The sequence below is a fragment of the Flavobacterium aquidurense genome (assembly GCF_001404985.1).
Lineage (GTDB): Bacteria > Bacteroidota > Bacteroidia > Flavobacteriales > Flavobacteriaceae > Flavobacterium > Flavobacterium aquidurense_B.
In genome coordinates this window covers 335,312-361,133 of sequence record NZ_JRLF01000015.1, presented here as the reverse complement: position 1 = coordinate 361,133, position 25,822 = coordinate 335,312, and the positions used below count along the sequence as shown (strand labels likewise).

Below are 25,822 nucleotides of genomic sequence, written 5' to 3'. Positions count from 1 at the left end.
TAATTTTTTGCGTAACTTTAATCAACTAATTTTCAGAATCAAAAACAATGAAAAACGTAGGGAAATCCACCAAATAAAAATCCGTTTTTATCCGCGTTTTTGCGAAGTAAATCCGTTTCATCCGCGTTCTAATAACCTCAACCAAAATCCAAAAGTGATTAAAAATTAAAATAATACAATAAATAGCCCAAATGAAAGATCCGCTTTTAATCACCAAACAAGAAATTTTAAAGTTCTATAAACCCATAAATCCTCATACACACAAAGGACTTCAGGGACATGCCGTGATTATTGCCGGAAGTTATGGCAAAATTGGTGCTGCGGTTCTGGCATCAAAATCCTGTTTAAAATCAGGCTGCGGACTCGTAACCACTTTTACACCAAAATGTGGCTATCAAATCATACAAATTTCCATTCCCGAAGTGATGGTCTTAACAGATGAAAACACTAATTTTATTACCAATATTCATTTTACCATACAACCACAAGCAATCGCAATTGGTCCCGGAATAGGGCAGGAGTTAGGCACACAAAAAGCGGTATTCGAATTTTTAAGAGTTAACAAAATTCCATTAGTCCTCGATGCCGATGCTTTGAATATTTTATCCCAAAATCAGTCCTGGCTGGAACTAGTTCCTGAAAATACAATATTAACGCCACATCCTAAGGAACTTGAACGCTTAATAGGCAAATGGAATTCAGAATCTGAAAAGTTTCAAAAAACAACTGCTTTTTCTGAGAAATACAAAGTAATCATTGTCATGAAAGGCGCTCCAACTTACATCATCAATAAAACCGAAATCTACGAAAACACGACAGGAAATGCTGCATTAGCCACAGCCGGAAGCGGCGATACCCTAACCGGAATCATTACCAGTTTCCTCGCTCAGGGTTATGAACCCAAGTACGCCGTAAAACTTGGTGTCTTCCTACACGGATTAACTGCTGATATTGCTTTGCCAAAAACAGGATATCAATCTTTTATAGCTTCAGATATTATTGAGAATTTAGGGAAAGCATTTTTGGAATTAGAGAATTAGATAATGTGCCAATGAGAAAATTAGAAAATGTGAATTGTTTCAGGTTTTATGTTTTCTTTGTTTCTGGTAACTCAGTTTGTTTATAGACTAAAGTTTAAACGAGTTTTTTTCATTTCGACTAACTTTTTTGTCATTTCGACTAAAGGAGAAATCACACTAGAAACTCCCTTGTAGAAATTCGCCAATCTTTGTTGAGTTTCTAGTGTGATCCTCGTTCCTCGGGATGATAAAAAGATACAAGAAAGAATAAAAAAATCCGTATTAATCTGCATCTTCGCTTCAGCGAATCCGTTTCATCTGCGTACTTTTTTGCGATCACTGCGGTTAAATAAGCAAAATCTAAGAAGTCTAAAAATCTAACAATCTAAATTAGTAAGTTTGTATTCCAGTAAATACTGCTTATGAAAAACAATTTTGATCTGCGAACAGTAAATGTTACACGTTATATAACGCCTTTGCGCGAAGGCGGTTCTTTACCCGCTTTGGCAGAAGCCGATGACGATTTTAAATACGTCCTGAAATTCAAAGGAGCCGGTCACGGTGTAAAAGCTTTGATTGCCGAATTAGTGGGCGGACAAATAGCTAAAGCCTTAAAACTACAATTGCCGGAATTGGTTTTTGCCAATCTCGATGAAGCCTTTGGAAGAAGCGAAGGCGACGAAGAAATCCAGGATTTACTGCAAGGAAGTCAGGGATTAAATTTAGCCCTGCATTTTTTATCCGGTGCTATTACTTTTGATCCTGTAGTAACAACAATTGATGCTAAACTAGCTTCGCAAATTGTTTGGTTAGATGCCTATATTACTAATGTAGATCGCACTTTTAGAAATACGAATATGCTAATTTGGCATAAAGAATTATGGCTTATTGATCATGGTGCATGTTTGTATTTTCATCATTCCTGGAACAATTGGGAGCAGCATGCAAAAAGCCCTTTTGCATTGATAAAAGATCATGTTTTATTACCGCAAGCTTCATTATTAAAAGAAGTCGATGCCGAATATAAAGCACTTTTAACACCTGAAATTCTGGTAGATATTGTAAATACGATTCCGGAAGAATGGCTGCAATGGGAAGATACCGATGAAACGCCCGAAGCATTGCGAAAGGTGTATCTACAGTTTTTGCAAACCAGATTAAACAATTCTGAAATCTTTGTAAACCAAGCGCAAAATGCAAGATAGTCACTTATATGAGTATGCCGTAATTCGTGTGGTACCAAGAGTAGAACGCGAAGAATTCCTAAATATCGGAATCATTTTGTTTTGTAAAAAAGCTAAATTTATAAAAGTATTGTATCACATAAACGATGCTAAAATCGAGGCATTATCGAACGATTTTGATCTTGAGCAATTGCATTGCAACGTAACCGCATTAGAAAAAATCGTGATTGGAGGAAAAAATGGTGGGCCAATTGGCGAAATGGATATTCCGGAGCGTTTTCGCTGGTTAACCGCTATCCGAAGTTCAGCAATTCAAACTTCCAGACCACATTCAGGATTATCTCAGGATTTAGAAAAAACGATTCAGCGATTGTTTGAAGAACAGGTGTTATAATCGTTTTAAACCATATAAGTTATATATAAGAAAATTTAAGCTTTTACTTAAAATAATCTCGCAAAGACGCGAAATCACAAAGAATTATAAGAAAAAAACTTTGCGACTCTGCATCTTTGCGAGATTATAAAAATAGGCTAAAAAAAACTTAGTGCCTTTGTGGCAAAAAACAGTAAAAAAACAACCATATAAGTAATTTAAGAAATTATAAGCCCATTGACTTAAATTTTCTTATATAACTTATATGGTTAAATAAAAAAAAACTAAACTAACTCATGTTTTTTTTCTGCTCGTCACTCATTAAAACGATCCGCAGATATTACCGCCTAAAGTTGCTCCTGCATTAGCCGATACATCAGCTTTTACAGCAGTATTAGTAAGTTTTACAATTGTATAAGGAGGAGTAAAAGCTGTTTTGCTTCCTGCCTGGTTTCCTGTAGTATTTGTAAAGATGTTATCAACAGCAGTTACAGCTGTATAACCTGTCATTAAATCGATTGGTGTTTTTACACCTTCAAAAACGTTTGCTTCAACGCGAAGATCAGCTTCAAAACCAGCAGCAATACATTTATTACTTACTGTACTGTTGAAGAAATTGTTTACTAAATGTACTTTTCCAAAACGTACTCTTGGCATTCTTTCCTTACATCCAGGAGCCCACCAGCAACGAGCAAAAGTAATTCTTAATTTTCCGCGATCTCCTGTAGCACCATCGCTTGAACCAATTAAGTTAGAATATCTGTGATCATCAGAACCTCCTGATCCTCCTGGTTTTGGAGCTTTTAAGTATCCAAATTTAGTGTAAGAAACCGTGATATAATCAGATTTGTTTTTAATGTCAAAGTTTCCATCAACACCATCTCTAAATTCGCAGTGATCCACCCATACATTTGTACATTCGTCTAAGATTGCATTATCCCATCCGTCAGTGTCGTAAGCGCCAGGTCCTTCAAAAATAAGATTTCTGATGATTAGGTTTTTACATCTTTTAATGTTGATAATTCCAGATGCATCTTTGGTTTGGTTAGTAGAAACTAATTTAGCGCCGGTTGCACCATAAATAGTTTTACCAGTCTGGTCTTGCAATGATAATCTTGTAGTAACAGTAATAGTTCCGCTAACTTTGATCACTTTTACAGAACTGCTTTCTATTGCAGATTTCAACTGAGCGTAGGTAGTAACAGTTGTTTCTGCAGAAGAACCACCACCGGTTACACTTCCGTTTTGTGAAGCCCATCCCGGAACTGCGGCACAGTTTCCAATTTTTGCAGTTAAACTGCCAGAAGTTGGTGTGGTTGTTTCAATAATAGCATTTTCGTCATTTGATGACGAAGCAACTTCTTCGGTGTTACACGCTGTAAAACCTAAAATCAATGTTAGTAGGAACATTGAAAGTGTTGATTTAATTTTCATAATAAATTGGGGGTTTATATTAATTTAACAGTGCAAAACTGACTATAAAAAATCTTTAAAAAGTTGAACAAGTTCAATAATTTGAAAATAAATTGACGAAAAGTGTTTTTTTAACAGTTGTTAATTTACAAAAACGCATAAAAAAGGTACTTTTACGTAATCGATTACATTATTTTTTAATTAATTCAAAACTTACGCCCCCGAGTAAGAATAAAAGTAAAAACACATGTACAAAACCCTCAGATCAAGTATTGAACGCAAAATTCCGTTAACAGATAATGAATGGAAATTTGTCGTTGAAAAAGCCGAGTTTATCAAACTCAAGAAAAATGAATACCTGCAAATTCAGGATTCAAACAGTTCTTATGAAGGCTTTATTTTAAAAGGTGCTTTCAAAACCTACATTTTGAATGATAACGGCACCGAAAGTGTAATTTTCTTTTCGTTTGAAAACGAATGGATGTGTGACCTCGAAAGTTTCTATCATCAAAAGCCAACAACCTACAATATAAAGGCAATTGAAGACAGCGAAATCCTGGTAATAAGCAAAACAAACAAAACATTATTATTTGAACAAGTACCCAAGCTAATCCAGTTTCACATCATCATGGTCGAGAAAGCAAACATTGCTATTCAACAAAGACTTATAGATGTCCTGAACAAAACCTCAAAACAAAGATATCTGGAGTTTATTGAGAAACACCCACAAAAAGCGGATAAAATCAATAACAGAAATTTGTCTTCGTATCTTGGTGTTTCGCACGAATTTTTATCAAAAATTAAAAAGAAGTGCTAAGGGTTGAGATACTATGTAGAGATGCACAGCAGTGCGTCTAACATTTAGTATTTAAACAATCTCGCAAAGTCGCGAAGGTGCAAAGTTTTATTTTTCTTTGCGACTCTGCGACTTTGCGAGATTAAAAAAACTTAGCGAATCTTCGCGTAGATTAAAAATCCAATAGCCCAAAAAGGCATTCATTAGAAAAATCAAGCATTATATTTTCCCTTTCCGGATTTTCTATGACTAATAAATCATGCGGTTTTAGATCATACGACTTCTCATTAATTTTAATAACAATTGTATCGATAGAATATAAAACTATTATTTGAGCATTACAATTCTGATTGCTATTGGCTATTTTTAGTTTATGATGGCTAATTTTTTCAGAAACCATGCAGTTAAAATCAATGCCTTTTGTATAAGAAGTCACTTCGTCATTAGAATTAAATTCCATGATTTCGTATTTCTCATATACTTTTTTTTCTTTGTTTGTCTTAATATCCAAGCAGTTATCAAGCATAACCAGATATCGATAATAACCTTTAAATTTTGTAAACTCAGACGGCACTTTCTCTATTGTAGCGCTGCTTATTCTAAATAGAAAATCCCGATCAGTGTAATTTGCTGTTTTCGGATATATCACATATTCATAGGTCAATCCGCCACTCCAAATAGAGGCTGTAGTATTTTTTTTAGTGAAAAGACTTATGTTCATTTATTGAATATTTTAATATAACTTCAAATTTCCTGATGCATTTTTAAACTTGCTTTTTAAATGAGCTTATATCACTTATATGGTAAAAAAAATCTTTGTGTCTTAGTGCCTTCGTGGCAAAACCTTTTAAATCTTCTTCTCTAAAAAGATAAATTCCAAAGGCTTATCCGAAATATTAATATGAATATCGCTTGACGGAAAAGGTTCTCTTTCGCCAGTCTCCACATAACCGTGACGTTTGTACCAGGCAATAAGTTCTGAACGTACCGAAACGACGGTCATACTAAGCGTAGACAATCCTAAAGTTTTGGCATGAATTTCAGCTTCTGCCAGCATCTTTTTGCCGATTCCAGCATTTTGTAATTCAGGAGAAACAGTTAACATTCCTACATACAATTGATGTTCTTTCTCGACCAATAAAACCGATCCAATAATTTTGTCGTTTTCTGTAAATTTCAGGAATGAATTTTTAGGATCTAAAATCATTGCTGTTAATTCGTCTTCGGTGGTTCTTTTACCTTCTAATAAATGTGCTTCTGTAGTCCAGCCTTTTTTAGAAGTTTCTCCTCTATATGCAGAGTTTATTAAAGTTAATAATGATGGAATATCTTGTAATGTTGCTTTTGTAATCATATATTTTTGAAAAATGTAAATTGTAAATTGTAAATTGTAAAATTACATTAGAAAATGGCTTTAGCCTAATCTTTATTTTTTTTGGATAAAGCTGAATTTGTCAATTTATATAAATTATGAAAAGAGTATCTTACAAAAAGGGTTTGTTTTTTACCTAAACTAATTTTCGTTTGAGAATTTTAAATATCTTTGAATTATGAGTACAGCAATAAAACCAAAACATATCGGCAGAAATATAAGCCGTATCAGAGAGCTTAAAGATATGAAACAGGACGCACTGGCACAAGCTTTAGGAATAAGCCAGCAGACGATTTCGGCTATTGAAAACAGCGAAACTGTAGAAGAACAAAGATTAATTGAAATAGCAAAAGTTCTTGGAGTTTCTGCTGAAGCAATTAAAAACTTTTCAGAAGAAGCGGTTTTTACTTTTTTTAATACTTTTAATGATACTGTTTCAAATAGTAGTTTTGGACAAGGAACATATAATAATGAGTGCAATTTTAATCCTTTAGATAAAGTTGTTGAACTTTACGAACGTTTGGTGCAATCTGAAAAAGATAAAGTTGAGTATTTAGAGAAATTACTAAACGGGAAATAACGTTTTTAGACATATATTACAATAAAAAAGAGATCTTGATAGATCTCTTTTTTATTCTTGTGTTCTGAGCGAGACACTCGTGTCGAAGAAAATAAGTAATTATTCGTATTTTTTAATATAATAATCCAGCTCTAGAAATGCACTTTTGTATTTCTCTTTTCTTTCTTTCATATCATACGGAATAACATCAAAATTATTTAATAATTCAAGCATCAATTTTTCAAATATGTCTGAAGAATCGATATTTAAAGAACCATTAATTCTATTAAGTTTAGTTTCTATTATTGCATTACATGATGATAAATTTGTTTCCAATTCATTTAAGATGAACTCATCATTGAAATAATTATACGAAAGCTCAATATTTTCTGATGATGAATTTTTTATTTGATGATTTTTTTTTACCGTGACAGGGTATCTATTATAATAATCATCAAACAATTTATCATACATCAATTTGTTTGTATAAAGTTTAGCTCCATAATAGCTATATACATTTGCTTGATATTGATAATCTGTCATCGAAAAATCTCTTTTTTCATTTGAAAGAAAAATAAAAGAATCTTTTATATCGAATTCTGAAAGAAATTTAAATTCTTTTTTCCGAAGAAAAATGAGTAAAGTTTTATCGGGATTTTTTTTGATAAAAAAATTATGCTTTAGAATAAATCCTCTTTTTGAAAAAAGTAATTCAAAATCACCAATTGCAGGATGATTAATTTTTTGAATCTTAAAATCTTTAATATTTGGAGGGAATTTGATCTCTGTAGTTAAAATCTTTGCAAGAACATCTTTGTAAATTTCTGTTTGCAATTCTTTTCTAAAAGGTATAACTCCTCCATCTAAATTGTTTCTACTCAAATTAAGAGGTAGGTTACCATTAAAATCAAAAATAGAAACGAAAGGAAGTTTTAATTCTTTAATCCAACGATTAATTTTTCCTTCCCAATAATCCTTTTTAAAATCTCTTACTTCAGGGATTAAAATACCATTGGAAATCATTTTTCCAGATCCATCAAAAAAAACTTTATCAAATGTCCAAATAATTTTATTATAATTTTCAATATTTAGTATTTTCCATGAGTTATTTAATTCATCACTATATCCTGGGGATTTAGCTACTTCACCTATTTTATTAAAAGTTCCGGTTTTGTCTATATAATTAACTTGAGGAGTATTTTGTAGATACCACTTGTCAAACGAATAATTACTATTTTTTAATTTGTTTAAAATTTCTTTATCTATTGGAATAGTTATAATGGTTCCTATACTTGGTTTATTTGTTTTTGTTATTTCTATTTGTTCTGTATTTAAATCAGTTGAAAATGTTAAGCCAAATTCAGAATTAGAATCTCGAGTTTCTAAAATAAGTTTATTACCAATGAGAAATGACGCTAAAACACCTATGCCGAATTTCCCACTTCTTTGAATTTTGGATTCTCCTTCTTCATTTGAAAAAGTTTTTTTCCAAAGAGAACTTTTTCTCAAAGATGATCCAACTTCTAAAAAATAATTTTTTACGATATTCAAACTCATTCCTATTCCATTGTCCTCAATTTTAAAAAAATAATTATCATTTTCAGAGTAGAGTGTAATATTAACTTCTCCTTTGTACTCTGTTTTTTCAATAAACTCCCTTTCTCTACAAGAATCTACTGCATTTTGTAGTAATTCTCTCACTCCAAATGTTGGGTCATTTCCATATAAAGGACCAATTAATAGTTTTGGTAACTCATTTGAAACTTTAAAAGTAATTTTTTCAGGTATATAATTTATTTTTTTTGCAAAATTTTGCACATTATCTATATTTGACTTAACACGTCTATAAGATATTTTAGGCTGTTTTTCTTTTACATCTTTGCCATAAATTTCACCTAAAATAGCCCAACTAGTATCTAACTCTTTTTGAATATCTTCAAATAATTCTTGTAGTTTGATAAATATATAACTGTTTCTTGGCTCACATTGCAAGATTAATGTTTCAGGGTCCTTATTAAAAGTCTGAACATATTTTACATCTAAATGTTTGTAATGTTCAATTTCGGAAATAGGGGAATTAAATGTTTTTAATTTTACTGTTACATCTGGAGTTCTTGATGAATCAATCTGAAAATAATCAGCAATTCTTAAAAGAACCATTAGGTAAATAATCTCAATGTTGTAGGGTTTAACCCATGTATCTTGAAATTTTAATTCTAAATAGCTGAAAAGACTTCTTATATTGATTCCATGACTTCTTGCAATAAGTCCACATATGTTTTTTAAATCATAATCCAAATCTGAAGCAAATGGTACATAGCCATTTTTGATAGGAAATCCTTTTAAAGCTATTTCGTGTGCAATTCGAGGATGATTTCGTCTTATGAATTCACCAATTAACTTTTTGTCTTCTCCGTTAAGTTTATCTTTATTCTCAAGTTGTGGAATTCTAAAATTCCATGTTTCATTTCCTATAATATTTTTCTTTTCTGTGTCTCCAAATCTTCGAGCTTCATCTAAAAAATCATTCCATAATTCAGTCCAAGTTTTTGTGTCAATTTCATTAATTCGTATATCGTCATTTCGCCCAGAAATTAGAGCGCAAAAACCATCATAAGTTAGATGCATTCCAATGTCATGTAATATTGTAGCTAGTATATAAATAGCAATAGATTCAGAATCATTATTTAGAAATTGTTCAATCGTTTCATTTGGTATAATTTTAATTGATGAATTTAAAATAGATTCAATATGATTGATTCCGTGATCTGTATATTCTTCAAAAAAATACAGATTATTTTCTTTTAAAATTTGATCATATTGGGAGACAGTATAATATACAATTCCATTTAATTTTTGATTTTTTTCTATTATTGTCTTAAAAGATAAAGGAATATTCATTCTTACTTCTGTTTGTTTTTAATTTCTATATTGCTTTTACTAAAGTAACAAAGATTATGGAAAATTTATTTTTTATTTAAGTAAATTGCTTGAAAATAAAAAGCCACAAATTATTAGAATTAAATCTATATAATCTGTGACTTAAAATTTTATAAATGTTAAGTTTTACCCCAAGAAAGCCTTCAACTCCTCATAAGTTCCAATCTTAGTACTCACTTTTTCCTCATTAATAACACTTTCAATCTGAGCAGGAATAGGAAGTGTAATTCCTAAAGCAGGTTCAACAACATCTAAAAATTTAATAGGGTGAGCAGTTTCTAAGAAAACACCAATTGCATTCTCGTGTTTTTGTAATTCTTTTTTCAAACCTAAATAACCAACTGCGCCATGTGGTTCTGCGATGTAACCGTTGGTATTGTAAATTTGTTTTAAGGCTGCTAACGTTTCTTCATCAGTATAACTATAAGAAGAGAAATCTTTTTCGAAAGCTTTTAAATCATTGTTGTATAATTCCTGAATTCTGATAAAGTTACTTGGGTTTCCAACGTCCATCGCGTTAGAAATTGTGGTTTTAGAAGGTTTTGGGTCGTATTTTCCGTTTTCTAAGAATCTTGGTACAGTATCGTTTACGTTTGTAGACGCAACAAAATGTTCGATTGGTAAACCTAATTTTTTTGCCATAATTCCTGCACAGATATTTCCGAAATTCCCGCTTGGGCAAGAGAAAACCAACGGTTTGTTTTGGCTTTTCAATGCTTTGTAAGCAAAGAAAAAATAGAACATTTGCGGCAACCAACGCGCAATATTAATAGAATTTGCCGAAGTCAGGTTTTTATGCGCTAAAGTTTCATCAAGAAACGCTTTTTTTACCATATCCTGACAATCATCAAAAACACCATCAACTTCAAGTGCTTTAATGTTTTTTCCTAAAGTCGTTAATTGTTTTTCCTGAATATCACTCACTTTTCCTGACGGATATAAAATCACGACATCAACACCGTCAACGCCAAGAAATCCGCTAGCAACAGCTCCTCCGGTATCTCCTGAAGTCGCTACCAAAACGGTATTTTTACTGCCTTTTTTGTCTTTATTAAAATACGCCAGACAACGTGACATAAATCGCGCGCCAACATCTTTAAAAGCCATTGTAGGTCCGTGAAATAATTCAAGCGAATAAATGTCTTTTTCGACTTCTACCACCGGAAAATCAAAACTTAAAGTTTCGGCAATAATTTCTCTTAAATGATCTTCAGGAATTTCATCGCCCACAAATTGCTGAATCACATCAAAAGCAATATCCTTATGGCTTAAATTTTCGATTACGTTAAAAAACGCAGGATTTAATGGCGTAATAGTCTGAGGAAAATATAATCCTTTATCACTCGCTAATCCTTGTATAACAGCTTCTTTAAATGAAACTTCGGGTGCATTATGGTTTAAACTGTAGTATTTCATTTTGATATTTTAGATTTTAGATTTTAGAAAAAAGAGAATAGAGTATAGAGGATAGACTTTTCTTTAAATCAAATTTCAATTTTTTTAAATTCCAATGGTTATTTTTTATTTAACCGCAAAGTTCGCAAGGTATTTGGTTTCTTTTGAAACGCAGAGATCGCAAAGCTTTGTGGTGATATTTTTTAATTCTAATATTTATTATTCGTTTTTTTTGTCATTTCGAGGAACGAGAAATCTTCGCAAGTAACTCCGCAAACTAAATCGATTATCTTTGTCGAGCTTCTAGTAAAGATTTCTCGTTCCTCGAAATGACAAACTGTATGGCTACGCTTTGTGTTTACACTTTGTCGACAAACTAGTGCGATTTCTCCCTTCGGTCGAAATGGCAAACTGTGTGTGCTATACTTTGCTGAGATTCCTCGTTCCTGGGAATGACAAACGTTATCTTAAATTCTTCTTACTTAATACATTTCACATTTTACAAGTTACATTTTACAAAATGCGTACTCCATCAGGATTAATTTTCGAAACGTGAATTTCATAAGGCAAATTCATATTTTCGTAAACATCGCTCATGGCTTTGGCAATTTGGTCTGCGGTATTTTTCCCTCTGCTTAAAGCAAAAATCGACGGACCGGAACCTGAAATTCCGGAACCTAAAGCGCCATTTTCAAGAGCCGTTTTTTTGATCAAATCAAAACCAGGAATTAAAACACTTCTTAAAGGTTCTACGATTTCGTCATGAAGAGATCTTCCAATCAAATCATAATCTTTTGTGTATAATCCTGCGATTAATCCGCCCACATTTCCCCATTGCATGATCGCGCTTTTTAGGGAAACAGTTTGTTTTAGAACCGAACGCGCATCCGAAGTTTTCAACTCAATTTGAGGATGAACCACCGTTGCAAATAATTCCTCCGGACTATCAATCCTGATAATGTCAAGCGGTGCATAACTTCTTACCAACGTAAATCCGCCTAAAAGGGCAGGAGCAACGTTGTCTGCATGCGCGTTTCCGCTGGCTAATTTCTCGCCTTGCATCGCAAATTGTACCAAATCTTTACGAGAATAGGGTTGTCCTAATAATTCATTAATTCCAAAAACAGCTCCGGCAGAACTTGCAGCGCTGCTTCCAATTCCGCTACCGGCTTTGATATTTTTATAGATTTCGATTTCAAATCCAAAATTTATTGTTTCAAAATCTCTTTCATAAGCTTCAAGCATTGCAATTGCTGCAACACCCGAAACATTTTTCTCAGTTTCCATCGGTAAATCTGCACCCACAATTTTAGTAATGCGAACTCCTTTTTGTTCTGTTTTTCGAACAATCATTTCATCACCCGCATTGTCAAGGCAAAGCCCAAGTACGTCAAATCCGCACGAAAGATTCGCTATGGTAGCCGGGCAAAATAGTTTTATTTCTTTCATTTCTGGTTGGTTTTGCCACGAAGGCACAAAGTCACAAAGTTTTATTTTTTAATGCTTTGGTTTTTTGCCACGAAGGCGCCAAGACACAAAGATTTCTTTATTTTTTTGCGCTAAGTTTCAAAGAACAAAACTTAAAAACTTAGCGTCTTAGTGCCTTAGCGGCTATACATTTCCGATTCGGATCACGTCTGCAAAAATTCCTGATGCTGTTACCGCAGCTCCCGCACCTGCGCCTTTGATCAATAAAGGCTGATCTACGTAACGATCTGTGTAGAAAAGTACAATATTGTCTTTTCCTTCAAGATTGTAAAAAGGATGATCTTTCGGGATGAATTGAAGGCCAACACTTGCTTTTCCGTTTTCGAATTGAGCAACGTATTTTAATCTTGAATCTTTGGCTAAAGCCTCTTCATATATTTTTTCGAAATGAGCAGCGTGTTTAATTAGTGAAGCAAAAAAGTCCTCATTATTAGTTGTTGCCAAACAATCTTCCGGTAAAAACGATTCGTTTGCGATGGCGTCAATATCCATTTCGTAACCGCTTTCGCGAATTAAGATTAAGATTTTACGCGCAACGTCGATTCCGCTTAAGTCGATTTTTGGGTCTGGTTCAGTAAATCCCTGAACTCCGGCTTCTTTTACCACATCATGAAAAGAATTATTCTTATCAAAATTGTTGAAAATGAAGTTTAAACTTCCTGATAAAACCGCCTGAATTTTATGCACTTTATCGCCTGAAGCAATTAGGTTTTTTACGGTATCAATAATAGGTAATCCCGCGCCAACATTCGTTTCAAATAAAAACGGAGCGTTGTATTGACGAGATAAACTTTTTAGTTTTTTATAATTGTCGTAAGCAGATGAACAGGCAATTTTATTACAAGTTACAACAGCAATACTTTCTTTTAAGAACTTCTCATACATTTCAGAAACGCTTGCATTTGCTGTAATATCGACAAAAATACTGTTACGTAAATTCAATTCTCTGGCGCGTGCGATAAATTCTGTTGGAATCGCGTGTTCGCCTTTGTCTAAAGCCGATTGCCAGTCTTTTAGTGAAATTCCGTCCTCATCAAAAAGCATTTTTCTGGAGTTTGACAAAGCAATTACGCGAACATTTATTTTTAGATTTTCTTTTAAAAACTTTCTTTGATTATGAATTTGTTCGATGAATTTTTCACCCACATTTCCAACTCCCATTACAAATAAATTCAGCTGTTTGGTGTTTTCTTCAAAGAAGTTTTCGTGCAACGTATTCAATGCTTTTTTAACATCTCTTTCGTTGATTACAGTCGAGATATTACGTTCAGAAGCACCTTGTGCAATCGCACGGATATTTACGTTGTTTTTACCCAAAGTACTAAACATTCTTCCGCTTAAACCCTGGTGATTTTTCATGTTTTCACCCACTAAAGCAATAATGCAAAGATCTTTTTCGACAATAGCAGGATCAATTTTGTTTTGTAAAATCTCCACTTCAAAAGCTTTGTTGATGGCAGCTTCGGCATTTTCAGCATCAGAATTTAAAATTCCGATACAAATCGAATGCTCAGAAGAAGCCTGAGTGATAAAAATAACATTGATTTTTTCCTGAGACAATACTTCGAACAAACGTTTTGATGAACCCGAAACTCCAATCATACCAGGACCTTCAAGCGTTACTAACGAAATATTATCGATATGGCTGATTCCTTTTACTACAGTATCTTTTGATGAAACCTGACTGGAAATTAAAGTTCCTTCGGCTTCCGGTTCAAAAGTATTTTTGATTAAAATTGGAATATTTTTTCTTAAAACTGGCTGAATTGTTGGCGGATACAACACTTTGGCACCAAAATGCGATAACTCCATCGCTTCCTGATAAGAAATTGTTGCAATAGGCTGCGCTTGTTTTACAATTTTCGGGTTTGCAGTAAACATTCCGTTTACATCAGTCCATATTTCCAATTGTTCCGCATCGAGCGCTCCTGCAATTATGGCTGCAGTATAATCAGAACCGCCACGACCTAAAGTAGTCGTAATTCCGTCAAGAGTTAAGGCTATAAATCCGGGTAAAATATTAATTTTTGACTGATTTTCGGCAAAGTATTCCTGAATCAGATTGTTTGAAACTTCAAAGTTTACAACAGCTTTACCAAAATTATTATTTGTTTTTATTAACTCGCGGCTGTCTTTATAAGAAACATTACTATCAACCTGTTTATAAGCCTGTGCTATGATATAGGAGGAAAGTAATTCTCCAAAACTTAAAATTGTATCAGCAGTTCTTGGAGATAATTCGCCTAAAAGAAAACACCCGTCCAATAAAGTTTCTAAGTGATTTATAATTCTTTTTACGTGACTTAATAAGCTGCTTTGTTCGCTTACCGGAATTAAATCTTTTAAGGTATCAAGGTGTTTTTTCTCGATTTCAGCAACGATATCTCTAAAACTTTCATCGTTTGCCGCTGCTTTTGCTGCTGCTAATTGCAATAGATCAGTTACTTTGCTTAACGCGGAAACAACAACTACTAATTGATCTTGTTTAGAATTCTGGTTTATAATGTCGAGAACGAGTTTTATATTTTGAGCATTGGCAACCGAAGTTCCGCCAAATTTTAATACTTTCATTTTTGTGTTTTTTAATAAGGTGCAAAGATTTTGAGTAACAAAGGTTCAAAGGTTATCAACTATGAACTGAAACTGAAAACTGAGACTATTTTTTTTCTTTGTAAATGTTTTTTATGTATCCAATAACTCTCTTCTTTTAAGAAAAAAGTATAGATAACCAGGATTATATGTAAAATGTATACCCCTAAGGGGTAGTAGTTGTTGTAGTAGAAATTGTTGTAGCAGCAATTGCAACTCCGGTTTGAGCTGTCATTGTAGATTGATATTTTGCGCTGTTACTTTTCATTTTGATTTTTCAAAAGTACAGTTTTTTATAAAGGCTAAAAAACCTAAGGACCTTTTTACGAATATTTTAATATTTCAAATATAAGAAAATTAATATTGAGTATTTGTTAAAATTAAAACTCTAAATCTGACTTATTCATATATTTAGGCCTATTTCATAAACTTGTTTAAGTCAATAAAGACGTGATTGTATACAAAAGTGATTAAAAATAACAGATTTTATCTGATATGTTAAGTAGGAAAAATATTTTGGTTATTACAATAAAATTTAATAGTAAATACCATAAATAATAAACTGATCTTTTGTCTGATAAGGATTATGAAATAAATAAAAGCGACGAAGCCAAAATGGTTAAATTTTAATTATTATGAACAAATGTTGCTTTTTAATATTGATTTGTTGAATTTTGGTCTCTTAAAATACAAACATCATGAGAGAAATCCATTACATAAGTACTGAAACCTTAAATTTAGAAGCTTTACAAGAAATTATAGTAAATCAAAAAACACTTGAATTATCAGAAGAAGCTAAAGTAAATGTTCAGAAATGCCGTGATTATTTAGATAAAAAAATGGCTTCACATTCTGAACCTATTTATGGTATCAATACTGGGTTTGGATCACTTTGTAATGTAAAAATATCGAATGAAAATTTATCTCAGCTTCAGGAAAATCTGGTAAAGTCACATGCATGCGGAACCGGAGAAGAAGTTCCTGCCGAAATTGTGAAATTAATGCTTTTGCTTAAAATTCAATCTTTAAGTTACGGACATTCAGGAATTCAGTTACAGACAGTAAACCGTTTGGTTGATTTTTATAACAATGATATTTTACCTGTTATTTATACGCAGGGTTCTTTAGGAGCTTCTGGAGATTTAGCTCCTTTGGCACATTTATCTTTACCATTATTAGGAGAAGGTGAAGTTTTGTTTGAAGGGAAAAAAGTAGCTTCGGCTGAAGTTTTAAAACATTTTAACTGGCAACCAATTGTTTTACAGTCAAAAGAAGGCTTGGCATTATTAAACGGAACACAATTTATGAGTGCTTACGGAGCTCATATTTTAATAAAAGCATATAAATATTCTTATCTGGCGGATCTAATCGGGACAATTTCTCTTGAAGGATTTGACGGAAGAAGCGAACCATTTAATGAATTGATACATTATATACGTCCGCATAAAGGGCAAATTGTTACGGCACAACGTATTAATGAATTTCTTGAAGGAAGCGAAATTATTGCTCAGGAGAAAAAACACGTTCAGGATCCGTATTCTTTCCGTTGTATGCCGCAGGTTCACGGAGCTTCAAAAGATGCGATCGATTATGTTCGAAAAGTATTTAAAACCGAAATTAATTCAGTAACAGATAATCCAAATATATTTATAGAAGCAGATCAGATTATCTCCGGAGGAAATTTTCACGGTCAGCCTTTGGCTTTAGCTTTAGATTTTATGGCAATAGCATTGGCAGAATTAGGAAGTATTTCTGAAAGAAGAACCTATCAGTTAATTTCAGGACTGCGCAATCTTCCGGCATTTTTAGTAGATAATCCGGGATTAAATTCAGGATTTATGATTCCGCAATATACTGCTGCAAGTATCGCAAGTCAAAATAAACAATTGGCAACTCCATCAAGTGTAGACAGTATTGTGTCAAGCAACGGGCAGGAAGATCATGTAAGTATGGGGGCAAACGGAGCAACAAAAGCATTGCGCGTTTTAGAGAATTTAGAGCGTATTCTGGCGATCGAATTATTGAATGCTTCACAAGCAATTGCATATAGAGAACCTTTGAAATCAAGTGATTTTATAGAGATGTTTTTAAGCAGTTACAGAGAGGTAGTTCCTCTTGTAAAGGAAGATAGAATCTTACATTACGACATTAAAAAGACTGTGGAATTCCTGGACAGTTTCCAAATTGAAAACGATTTGTTAACAATGGCTTAACATTGTAAAGTATTAATGAAGTAATTTTGCACTATCAAAAATATAAAAATGTCAATAAACAGTATTTTCCAATTTTTAGTGCCGAAAGACAAGAAATTCTTTCCACTTTTTGAAGAGGCTTCAAGCAATTTAATTGAATTAGCTTCTAATTTACACGAAGCTGTAAATCTTCCATTAAAAGAAAGAGAAGTTCTTTTTCAAAGAATTGATGAATTAGAGCAAAAAGGAGAAGACATTACCCGTCAAACCAATCTTGAATTGAGTAGAAACTTTATAACTCCGTTTGATAGAGAGGACATTCACACATTAATTACGTCTATTGATAACGTAGCAGATTATTTGCACGGAGCAGCAAGCAGAATGAGATTGTATCAGGTTGATAAGATTACAAAATCGATCAGAAAAATGACAGAAATCAATCTTGAAGCTTGTCAAAACATTGATAGTGCAGTAAAAGAATTGAGAAATTTAAAGAATTTCAAAGTCATAAAAGATGCTTGTGCCAGAATCAATAAACTGGAAAACAAGTCAGATAACGTTTATAACAAAGCAGTTTTTGAAATTTTTGAAAACGAAACAGATGCTAAAAATATTATTAAATATAAAGAAGTATTGTCTGTTTTAGAATCAGCAACAGATAAATGTAAGAGCGTTGCGAATATACTGGAATCTATTTCTGTAAAACATTCTTAAATTCAATTTATTTCATTCTGAAGTTATAATTTATGACGCTACTTATAATTATTATAGTATTAGCCTTAATTTTTGATTACATCAACGGTTTTCATGATGCGGCAAATGCTATTGCAACAGTTGTTGCTACAAAGGTTCTTACGCCTTTTCAGGCGGTTCTTTGGGCAGCATTTTTTAACTTTTTGGCCTATTGGGTTTTCGGATTTGGTGTTGCAGATACTGTCGCAAAAACAGCGCACACCATGGAGATTAATCTTGTTGTTATCCTTGCCGGTGTTATTGCAGCAATTTGTTGGAATTTATTGACCTGGTGGTTGGGTATTCCTTCCAGTTCATCTCATACCTTAATTGGTGGTTTTGCCGGAGCTGCAGTTGCTCATGCTATTGCTGTGCATGGTTTTTCAGGTTATGTTGACGCAGATGGAACTACGCATTATTGGTATCAAATCGTAAGCTGGTATAAGGCAGGAAAAGATGGCGGAATGCCTTCAGGGGTTCTTATTATTATTGCGTTTATTGTTCTGGCACCATTATTAGGAGCGCTTGCTTCTTATTTAATATCGATCTGGTTGTTAAACGCTTCTCGTAAAAGTATTGGACCTAAAATATTCACTGTTGTCTTAATGATTGCTACCATTTGGGTAGTTAGTAATCTAATGGTTCCTTACGAAGAGATTGTTGAGCATGGAAAACCTAGATTCGAGTCTCATTTTTGGAGCGTTGCTTTTGACCCGCATAATATCAAATGGTTTTTAGTAGCCTTTATTATCTTAACAGTAAGTGCATTTTGTTTGATCTTTAGTAGTTTAAACTTACATCAGGCAGATGCTGCTTTGAAAAAAATGCAATTACTTTCTTCTGCTGCTTTTAGTTTAGGACACGGAGGAAATGATTCACAAAAAGTTATGGGTATTATTGCTGCTGCTGTAGCAGTTTATATCAATACAAATCCGGGTGTTCATATGGATTCGTGGTTAGATGTTGTATTGCCAAATGATGATTTAGGAATAAAAGGAGTAATGCCGGGATGGATTCCGTTAGCGTGTTATTCTGCAATTGCTGCAGGAACTTTAAGTGGAGGATGGAAAATTGTGAAAACAATGGGTTCTAAAATCACAAAAGTAACTTCGTTCGAAGGTGTAGCAGCTGAAACTGCTGGTGCTTTGACACTTTACTTTACTGAACACTTGAAAATTCCGGTAAGTACGACACATACAATTACAGGTTCTATTATTGGGGTTGGATTAACAAAACGTGTTTCTGCTGTTCGTTGGGGAGTTACTGTAAGTTTAATTTGGGCCTGGATATTAACAATTCCTATTTCGGCTATATTAGCTGGTTTGGTTTACTATATTTTAAGTGTATTTATATAATAGTAAAATGATTTCTGTAAAATGTGAAAGTTAAAAATCATGTTTTTAAACATATAAAAAAAGCTGGTTTCTTTATTGAAACCAGCTTTTTTGTTTGGTATTATGGGTTGTTTTAAAGTTATAATGTATTTACATTTACTTCATAATATAAGAAGATATAAAGGTTAGGGAATGGATGAATTAAATCAAATAGAGAGAATTAAAAGTAAGTTGATTATTGCAAAAAAATCAGATAAAAATTTAAAAGTATTTGGTGCTGACAGTCATAAGTATATTTTAGGAGATACCGTAACTCCAACCCAAATTTTAAATTTTGAAAATGAATATGAGGTAAAGCTTCCGGAGAGTTATAAAGCTTTTTTACTCCACATTGGTAATGGAGGTATTTCATATGCGAATTCTGCCGCAGGACCGTCCTATGGAATTTATCCTCTTGGAAAAAACACAAATGAGTTTATCGATGAAAACACCAAAGTATATTTAAAGGAAGATTGTAAAATTTATCCAAATATGACCAATGAATTTTGGGCTCATCTCATCAAAAATATTGAAGAGGATGATGATATCTCAAATGAAGATTTTAATATTGAATTAGGTAAAATATTTTCCGGGTTACTGCCAATTGGTTCGCAAGGCTGTTCGTATTGTCATGCGCTTGTTTTAAATGGTAAATTTAAAGGAAAAGTGGTCAATGTGGATATTGACAGGCAAAAGCCTTTTTTTGCTTTTGAATCAAATTTTTTAGATTGGTACGAAAGATGGCTTGATGAGATTATACCTGAAAACATAATGATAGATAAACCTGATTTGTTTAAATACACATTAGCAGGAAATGTAAGGTATATTTTGGAAGTATATTTTTCTTCAGATGATTATGAAACGAAGATAGAATGTTTGACCGGAATCTTAAAAAAAGAAAAAATTGATTCTGATAATCTTGATATTCTGGAAGAAGAATATAAGTTAAGTTCAGATGAGATTCAGAAAAAGATACTTCAAATCCTTGTGAAATTTGATTACAATCGGGCTTTTTCTTATTTGGTTGATTTTGCAAAAAAGAGTTTATTAGATGTTTTTCAATTCGTATTCTGGTATGCAAAAGATAAAAGTATAGATTGGCTGGATACTATAAAATCAAATATTGAAAATATAAATGATGATGAAACTTTTCTTTTTTGTACTTATTTATTAAAAGAAATGAATGTGGATTATGGTAAAATTATCGTTCCGTTTGTGACTCATAAAAACGAAAGCATCAGGGTTAGTGCTTTTTATTCGCTGGGACAATTACCTAATAAAACGGATTATATTGATGCTTTTATTGCCGGTCTTAATGATAGTTCAAATAGAGTAATTCATACGACTTTGCAGGCATTAAATGGAGTAGAAGATAAAAAACTTTTAAAGTATTACAAAGCTATAGCTGAAAAATTCCCTGTAGAAAAAGATTATATATTAGCAAATCTTAACCACAGGCTAAAACCATTTGGCTTGACTAATAAAACGATAAAGAAAATTAAAACAGATTCTTAAAGCAATAATGTGTGGGTTTTTAGAAATAAAAGAAAGTTAGTTTTCTAAACATACGAAACTAACTTTTTTAATGTAGAAGGTTTGACTACCTGATTTTTGTTTAAAATTGTTTTTGTAAATTCTTGCGATTGTGTTTTCGTTTGTAGTTGGTTTGCTTAAGATGTTTTTTATCTTCGGAGATTACACTAATAGTTCCGTCGATTTCAAGCATGCAAAGTTTAACATCTGTAAAGTGTTCTAAACCATGTTCGCGCATCGCTTCTTTTAATTCGTCGTGTGAAATGTCTAATTTACTTAAAGCATTAAAATCAAGTTTTCCGTCATGAATTAATATTTCCGGTTTATCTAAAAGTAAATCGTTTAGTATTTTGTACTTGTGCGTTAGTTTTTTGATGATGAAGTTGATAACGAACAAAACCAATGCAGCAACCAAGCCTCCCCAAAGGCTAGTGTCTGGGCCAACCATTGCATTTTGGACGGAGTTGCTAATCAATAAAATCAAAATAATATCGGCAGTATTTAATTGCGAAAGTTCTTTTTTTCCAAAAATTCGTAATGCAATTGTCATGAAAAAATAAACGGCAGCACTTCTGAAAATAATATCTAAGTAAGGAAATACGATCATTTTATTAGAATTTGAATTAAAAAAAGCTTTGTCAAAGTTTAAAACTTTGACAAAGCTGCTAAAATAAGTATAAGATATTAAGCTGGAATGAACTAGTGAACTATTTTGAAATTTTTCTCTATCGCTCTAATCATTTCTCCTGCAATATCTTTATTTGTTGCGCCTTCGATTCCTTCAAGTCCCGGAGAAGAGTTTACTTCCAGTAATAATGGCCCTTTTGAAGAACGAATAATATCAACTCCGGCTACTTTTAAGTCCATAGCTTTTGCGGCTTTTATAGCGATCTTTTTTTCTTCGGCAGTTACTTTTATTACAGATGCAGTTCCGCCAAGGTGAATATTTGCCCTGAATTCTCCTGGCATTGCTTCACGCTGAATCGCTGCAACTACTTTTCCGTCGATTACAAAACAGCGAATGTCTTTTCCGTTTGCTTCTTTAATGAATTCCTGAACAAGTATATTTGCATTTAAGCTTTTAAAGGCGTTGATAACACTTTCTGCAGCTTTCTTGGTTTCGGCTAAAACAACTCCTTTTCCTTGTGTTCCTTCTAATAATTTTACAATTAAAGGCGAACCTCCAACCATTTTAATTAAATTGTCAGTATCTAAAGGAGAATTCGCAAAACCGGTTGTTGGGATATCAATTCCGCTATTCAAAAGCAATTGAAGTGAATATAATTTATCTCGTGATTGTGTAATGGCTGTAGCCGAATTTAAAACAAAAACTTTCAAAGCTTCAAACTGACGCGTTAAAGCACAACCGTAAAAAGTAATACTTGGACGAATTCTAGGAATAATAGCGTCGAACTGATTTAATATTTTTCCGCCACGATAATGAATTTCAGGAGTTTTGGCATCAAGTTTCATGTAGCACTCTTTGATATTTAAAAAATGCATTTCATGACCGCGCATTTCACCCGCTTCCATAATTCTTTTATTGCTGTATAATTCCGGATTACTGGCTAAAAGTCCAATTCGCAAACCTGAAGTCGCTTTTTCTGAATTTTGGTATAATTCTTTTAATGTTTCGGTAGAAGGTTGTCCTAATAAATATTTTTCCTGCGGATCAACCAATACACGCCCGCTCATGGCTTCACGGCCTAAAAGCATACGAAAACCCATTGAATCTCTGTTGGTCAATGTCATTTCTATTGGCCATTTTATATCGCCAAGTTTTATGCTGGTCTGAATTACGTAACGATGTTCTCTGAAACCGCTTGAACTTTTTACAATTCTCTTGTCAACCAACGGAGCTTCGCAATGAATGATGGTCTTGATATTATTCTGAATTGGATTAATATCAAATTTCACCCAATTGGCATCATTTTTTATAAAAGGAGCTATGTTTATAGCGTGCATTGCCGAAGTTTTAGCACCGGAATCCACGCGAGCTTTTATTGTTGGGATTCCTAGTTCTGGAAATGAGCACCATTCTTCGCTACCTAAAATGACTTTGTTTTGAAGCATACGTTATTATTTATTTATAGAATTTAATAGCCAAAAATAGCTATTTGCTTTTACTAAAGATAGTAATTTTTCTAAAAAAAATACCCGTTATGTTATGAAAACGTAACGGGTAAATTATATTTGTTATAAAATTTAAATTATTTATAAATTTGTCGGCTCCTCCGCTTTGTGTATTTCTACCGAAAGTTCCTGAGAATCATCTTTTAAATCCATTAAGATTTCATCACCTGAATGTATTTTTGAAGTTATGATTTCTTCTGCCAGCAAATCTTCAACATATTTCTGGATCGCTCTTTTTAGAGGTCTTGCTCCAAATTGTCTGTCGAAACCTTTTTCAGCAATAAATGCTTTTGCTTTATCAGTAAGATTTAGTTTGTATCCTAATTCTGCAATGCGAGAATATAGTTTAGCAAGCTCAATTTCGATAATCAAATCAATATCACCTTTTTCTAATGCATTGAATACGATTACATCATCAATTCTGTTTAAGAATTCAGGAGCAAAAGTTTTTTTCAAGGCATTTTCGATAATACTTTTAGAGTTTTCATCAGCCTGAGCTACTTTAGCAGCAGTTCCGAATCCTACACCTTGTCCAAAATCTTTTAACTGACGTGCTCCAACGTTAGAAGTCATGATAATGATAGTGTTTTTAAAGTCAATTTTGCGACCTAAACTATCTGTTAAATATCCATCATCAAGAACCTGAAGCATCATATTGAATACATCCGGATGCGCTTTTTCGATCTCATCTAAAAGTACCACACAATATGGTTTTCTACGAACTTTTTCAGTCAATTGACCACCTTCTTCGTAACCTACATATCCCGGAGGCGCTCCAACTAAACGAGAAATCGCAAATTTTTCCATGTATTCACTCATGTCGATACGAACTAATGCATCTTCAGAATCGAATAATTCTTTTGCTAAAACTTTTGCTAATTGAGTTTTACCAACTCCGGTCTGACCTAAGAAAATAAACGAACCAATTGGTTTGTTAGGATCTTTAAGTCCGGCTCTGTTACGTTGAATAGAACGTGCAATTTTTAAAACGGCTTCATTTTGACCAATTACTTTATTCTGAATCAATTCAGGTAATTTGGCTAATTTGTTGCTTTCTGTTTGCGCAATTCTGTTCACTGGAATTCCTGTCATCATCGAAACCACATCGGCTACATTGTCTTCTGTAACTTCAATTCTGTTGTTTTTAGAGTCTTCTTCCCATTGTTCTTGTGCAACAGCTAAATCTTTTTCAATGCGTTTTTCATCATCGCGAAGTTTGGCAGCCTCTTCGTATTTTTGTTTTTTGACTACCATGTTTTTCATTTCACGAACTTCTTCTAACTGACGTTCTAAATCAAGAATTTGTTTAGGAACATCAATATTAGTAATGTGTACGCGAGATCCGGCCTCGTCAAGAGCATCAATAGCTTTGTCTGGTAAGAAACGCTCAGACATATATCTGTTTGTTAACTTAACACAAGCTTCAATAGCTTCCTGAGTGTAGGTTACATTGTGATGATCTTCGTATTTGTCTTTAATATTGTTCAAAATTGCAATAGTTTCCTCAACAGATGTTGGTTCAACAATTACTTTCTGGAAACGTCTTTCAAGAGCACCGTCTTTCTCAATATATTGTCTGTACTCATCAAGAGTAGTAGCACCTATACATTGGATTTCTCCTCTTGCTAAAGCAGGTTTGAACATGTTCGAAGCATCAAGTGAGCCAGTTGCTCCGCCAGCACCTACTATAGTATGAATTTCATCTATAAAAAGAATGATATCATCATTTTTTTCAAGTTCGTTCATTACGGCTTTCATTCTTTCTTCAAACTGACCGCGGTATTTTGTTCCGGCTACTAAACTGGCCAGGTCAAGTGTTACTACACGTTTGTTGAATAGAATACGGGATACTTTCTTTTGGATAATACGCAGTGCCAGTCCTTCTGCAATAGCAGATTTACCAACTCCGGGCTCTCCAATAAGAAGCGGGTTGTTCTTTTTTCTACGGCTTAGGATCTGAGAAACACGTTCAATTTCTTTTTCGCGTCCTACAACCGGATCTAGTTTTCCTTCCTCGGCCATTTCTGTTAAATCTCTCCCAAAATTATCTAAAACCGGAGTCTTGGATTTTTTGTTTGACTTATTGGCTGGATTATTAAAACTACTTTCTTTAAGACTGTCATCTTGTCCTGAATCATCATTATACGATTCGTTTCTTGGCAAGTTTTCTAAGAATTCTTCTTCGTTGGGAGTCATATTTAAATATTGTTCTTTAGCTATGTCATAATCTATTTTTAGCTTATTCAACAGCTTGGTTGTTGGATCGTTTTCGTTTCGTAAGATACATAATAGCAAGTGCGCCGTGCTGATAGACGAGCTCTGAAATACTTTAGCTTCAAGGAAGGTTGTCTTCAGTGCTCTTTCCGCCTGACGCGTAAGATGAAGATTTTTCTTTTCCGCATTTACTTCAACGCTCTGATTGGCCGGACTCAGTATTTCTACTTTCCTGCGTAAATGATCTAAATCGACTGCTAGGTTATTAAGTATATGAATAGCTTTTCCGTTTCCATCCCTTAAAATGCCTAGCATTAGATGTTCAGTACCAATAAAGTCGTGGCCCAAACGTAAGGCTTCCTCTTTACTGTAGGTAATAACATCTTTTACTCTTGGTGAAAAATTATCATCCATAATATATAATTGGTATTGTAAATTTAGTGAATTAGTGTTTGAAAAACAAAAACCATACCCTTAAGGAACTCCTGACAGCTAAGAGACAAAAAAAATAACAATA

At 33.2% G+C, this 25,822-nt stretch carries 19 protein-coding genes; 9 read left to right on the top strand and 10 right to left on the bottom strand.

Annotated elements, in window-relative coordinates; genetic code table 11:
• The first annotated feature begins 191 nt into the window (after window positions 1-191).
• The 3 genes from RC62_RS20010 (at window position 192) to RC62_RS20000 (ending at window position 2,597) form a co-directional block, all read left to right on the top strand.
• Window positions 192-1,040, top strand: a complete 849-nt coding sequence (locus RC62_RS20010) for an NAD(P)H-hydrate dehydratase (RefSeq protein WP_055098094.1) — start codon at window positions 192-194, stop codon at window positions 1,038-1,040.
• Between the two features lie 401 nt (window positions 1,041-1,441).
• Window positions 1,442-2,224, top strand: a complete 783-nt coding sequence (locus tag RC62_RS20005) for a HipA family kinase (protein WP_055098093.1) — start codon at window positions 1,442-1,444, stop codon at window positions 2,222-2,224.
• Entirely contained in the window at window positions 2,214-2,597 is a 384-nt protein-coding gene (locus RC62_RS20000) for a DUF3037 domain-containing protein (protein WP_055098092.1), read from the top strand. Before RC62_RS20005 ends, RC62_RS20000 begins: the two co-directional genes overlap by 11 nt.
• A gap of 300 nt (window positions 2,598-2,897) precedes the next feature.
• Here the strand turns inward: RC62_RS20000 and RC62_RS19995 are convergent, their stop codons facing one another.
• Window positions 2,898-4,010, bottom strand: coding sequence for a polysaccharide lyase family 1 protein (locus RC62_RS19995; RefSeq protein ID WP_055098091.1), 1,113 nt, complete (start codon window positions 4,008-4,010; stop codon window positions 2,898-2,900).
• A 226-nt stretch (window positions 4,011-4,236) separates the two neighbouring features.
• Between RC62_RS19995 and RC62_RS19990 the strand changes: the two genes are divergently transcribed.
• Window positions 4,237-4,806 carry a Crp/Fnr family transcriptional regulator gene (locus RC62_RS19990; protein WP_055098090.1) on the top strand — a complete coding sequence of 190 codons (570 nt, stop codon included), beginning with the start codon at window positions 4,237-4,239 and terminating at the stop codon, window positions 4,804-4,806.
• A gap of 151 nt (window positions 4,807-4,957) precedes the next feature.
• Here the strand turns inward: RC62_RS19990 and RC62_RS19985 are convergent, their stop codons facing one another.
• The gene (locus RC62_RS19985; protein WP_055098089.1) at window positions 4,958-5,506 is read right to left on the bottom strand and encodes a HutD family protein; all 549 of its coding nucleotides are present in this window, start codon (window positions 5,504-5,506) and stop codon (window positions 4,958-4,960) included.
• A 126-nt stretch (window positions 5,507-5,632) separates the two neighbouring features.
• Window positions 5,633-6,139 carry a GNAT family N-acetyltransferase gene (locus RC62_RS19980; RefSeq protein ID WP_055098088.1) on the bottom strand — a complete coding sequence of 169 codons (507 nt, stop codon included), beginning with the start codon at window positions 6,137-6,139 and terminating at the stop codon, window positions 5,633-5,635.
• 196 nt (window positions 6,140-6,335) lie between these two features.
• On the opposite strand from RC62_RS19980, the gene RC62_RS19975 reads away from it, so the two are divergent.
• Window positions 6,336-6,737 carry a helix-turn-helix domain-containing protein gene (locus RC62_RS19975; protein ID WP_055098087.1) on the top strand — a complete coding sequence of 134 codons (402 nt, stop codon included), beginning with the start codon at window positions 6,336-6,338 and terminating at the stop codon, window positions 6,735-6,737.
• 99 nt (window positions 6,738-6,836) lie between these two features.
• On the opposite strand, the gene RC62_RS19970 is transcribed toward RC62_RS19975, so the two are convergent.
• The 4 genes from RC62_RS19970 to thrA form a co-directional block, all read right to left on the bottom strand.
• Window positions 6,837-9,617 carry an ATP-binding protein gene (locus RC62_RS19970; protein ID WP_055098086.1) on the bottom strand — a complete coding sequence of 927 codons (2,781 nt, stop codon included), beginning with the start codon at window positions 9,615-9,617 and terminating at the stop codon, window positions 6,837-6,839.
• 165 nt (window positions 9,618-9,782) lie between these two features.
• Window positions 9,783-11,072 carry a threonine synthase gene (gene thrC / locus RC62_RS19965; protein ID WP_055098085.1) on the bottom strand — a complete coding sequence of 430 codons (1,290 nt, stop codon included), beginning with the start codon at window positions 11,070-11,072 and terminating at the stop codon, window positions 9,783-9,785.
• Between the two features lie 492 nt (window positions 11,073-11,564).
• The gene (locus tag RC62_RS19960) at window positions 11,565-12,500 is read right to left on the bottom strand and encodes a homoserine kinase (protein ID WP_055098084.1); all 936 of its coding nucleotides are present in this window, start codon (window positions 12,498-12,500) and stop codon (window positions 11,565-11,567) included.
• Window positions 12,501-12,662: 162 nt separating this feature from the next.
• On the bottom strand, window positions 12,663-15,110 hold the full coding sequence (thrA, locus tag RC62_RS19955; protein WP_055098083.1) for a bifunctional aspartate kinase/homoserine dehydrogenase I: 2,448 nt from the start codon (window positions 15,108-15,110) through the stop codon (window positions 12,663-12,665).
• 716 nt (window positions 15,111-15,826) lie between these two features.
• Between thrA and hutH the strand changes: the two genes are divergently transcribed.
• From hutH to RC62_RS19935, 4 genes are all read left to right on the top strand, one after another.
• Window positions 15,827-17,341, top strand: a complete 1,515-nt coding sequence (gene hutH / locus RC62_RS19950) for a histidine ammonia-lyase (protein ID WP_055098082.1) — start codon at window positions 15,827-15,829, stop codon at window positions 17,339-17,341.
• Window positions 17,342-17,389: 48 nt separating this feature from the next.
• Entirely contained in the window at window positions 17,390-18,034 is a 645-nt protein-coding gene (locus RC62_RS19945) for a DUF47 domain-containing protein (protein ID WP_055098081.1), read from the top strand.
• A gap of 32 nt (window positions 18,035-18,066) precedes the next feature.
• Entirely contained in the window at window positions 18,067-19,407 is a 1,341-nt protein-coding gene (locus RC62_RS19940) for an inorganic phosphate transporter (RefSeq protein ID WP_055098080.1), read from the top strand.
• A 171-nt stretch (window positions 19,408-19,578) separates the two neighbouring features.
• Entirely contained in the window at window positions 19,579-20,940 is a 1,362-nt protein-coding gene (locus tag RC62_RS19935) for an SMI1/KNR4 family protein (RefSeq protein WP_055098079.1), read from the top strand.
• A 100-nt stretch (window positions 20,941-21,040) separates the two neighbouring features.
• Here RC62_RS19935 and RC62_RS19930 read toward each other — a convergent pair whose 3' ends face one another.
• The 3 genes from RC62_RS19930 to RC62_RS19920 all read right to left on the bottom strand — a co-directional run bounded on the left by RC62_RS19930 (window position 21,041) and on the right by RC62_RS19920 (window position 25,719).
• Window positions 21,041-21,565, bottom strand: a complete 525-nt coding sequence (locus RC62_RS19930) for a DUF421 domain-containing protein (RefSeq protein WP_055098078.1) — start codon at window positions 21,563-21,565, stop codon at window positions 21,041-21,043.
• 92 nt (window positions 21,566-21,657) lie between these two features.
• Window positions 21,658-23,031 carry a 30S ribosomal protein S6--L-glutamate ligase gene (gene rimK, locus RC62_RS19925; RefSeq protein ID WP_055098077.1) on the bottom strand — a complete coding sequence of 458 codons (1,374 nt, stop codon included), beginning with the start codon at window positions 23,029-23,031 and terminating at the stop codon, window positions 21,658-21,660.
• Between the two features lie 141 nt (window positions 23,032-23,172).
• Window positions 23,173-25,719 carry an ATP-dependent Clp protease ATP-binding subunit gene (locus RC62_RS19920; RefSeq protein ID WP_055098076.1) on the bottom strand — a complete coding sequence of 849 codons (2,547 nt, stop codon included), beginning with the start codon at window positions 25,717-25,719 and terminating at the stop codon, window positions 23,173-23,175.
• Window positions 25,720-25,822: the final 103 nt, after the last annotated feature.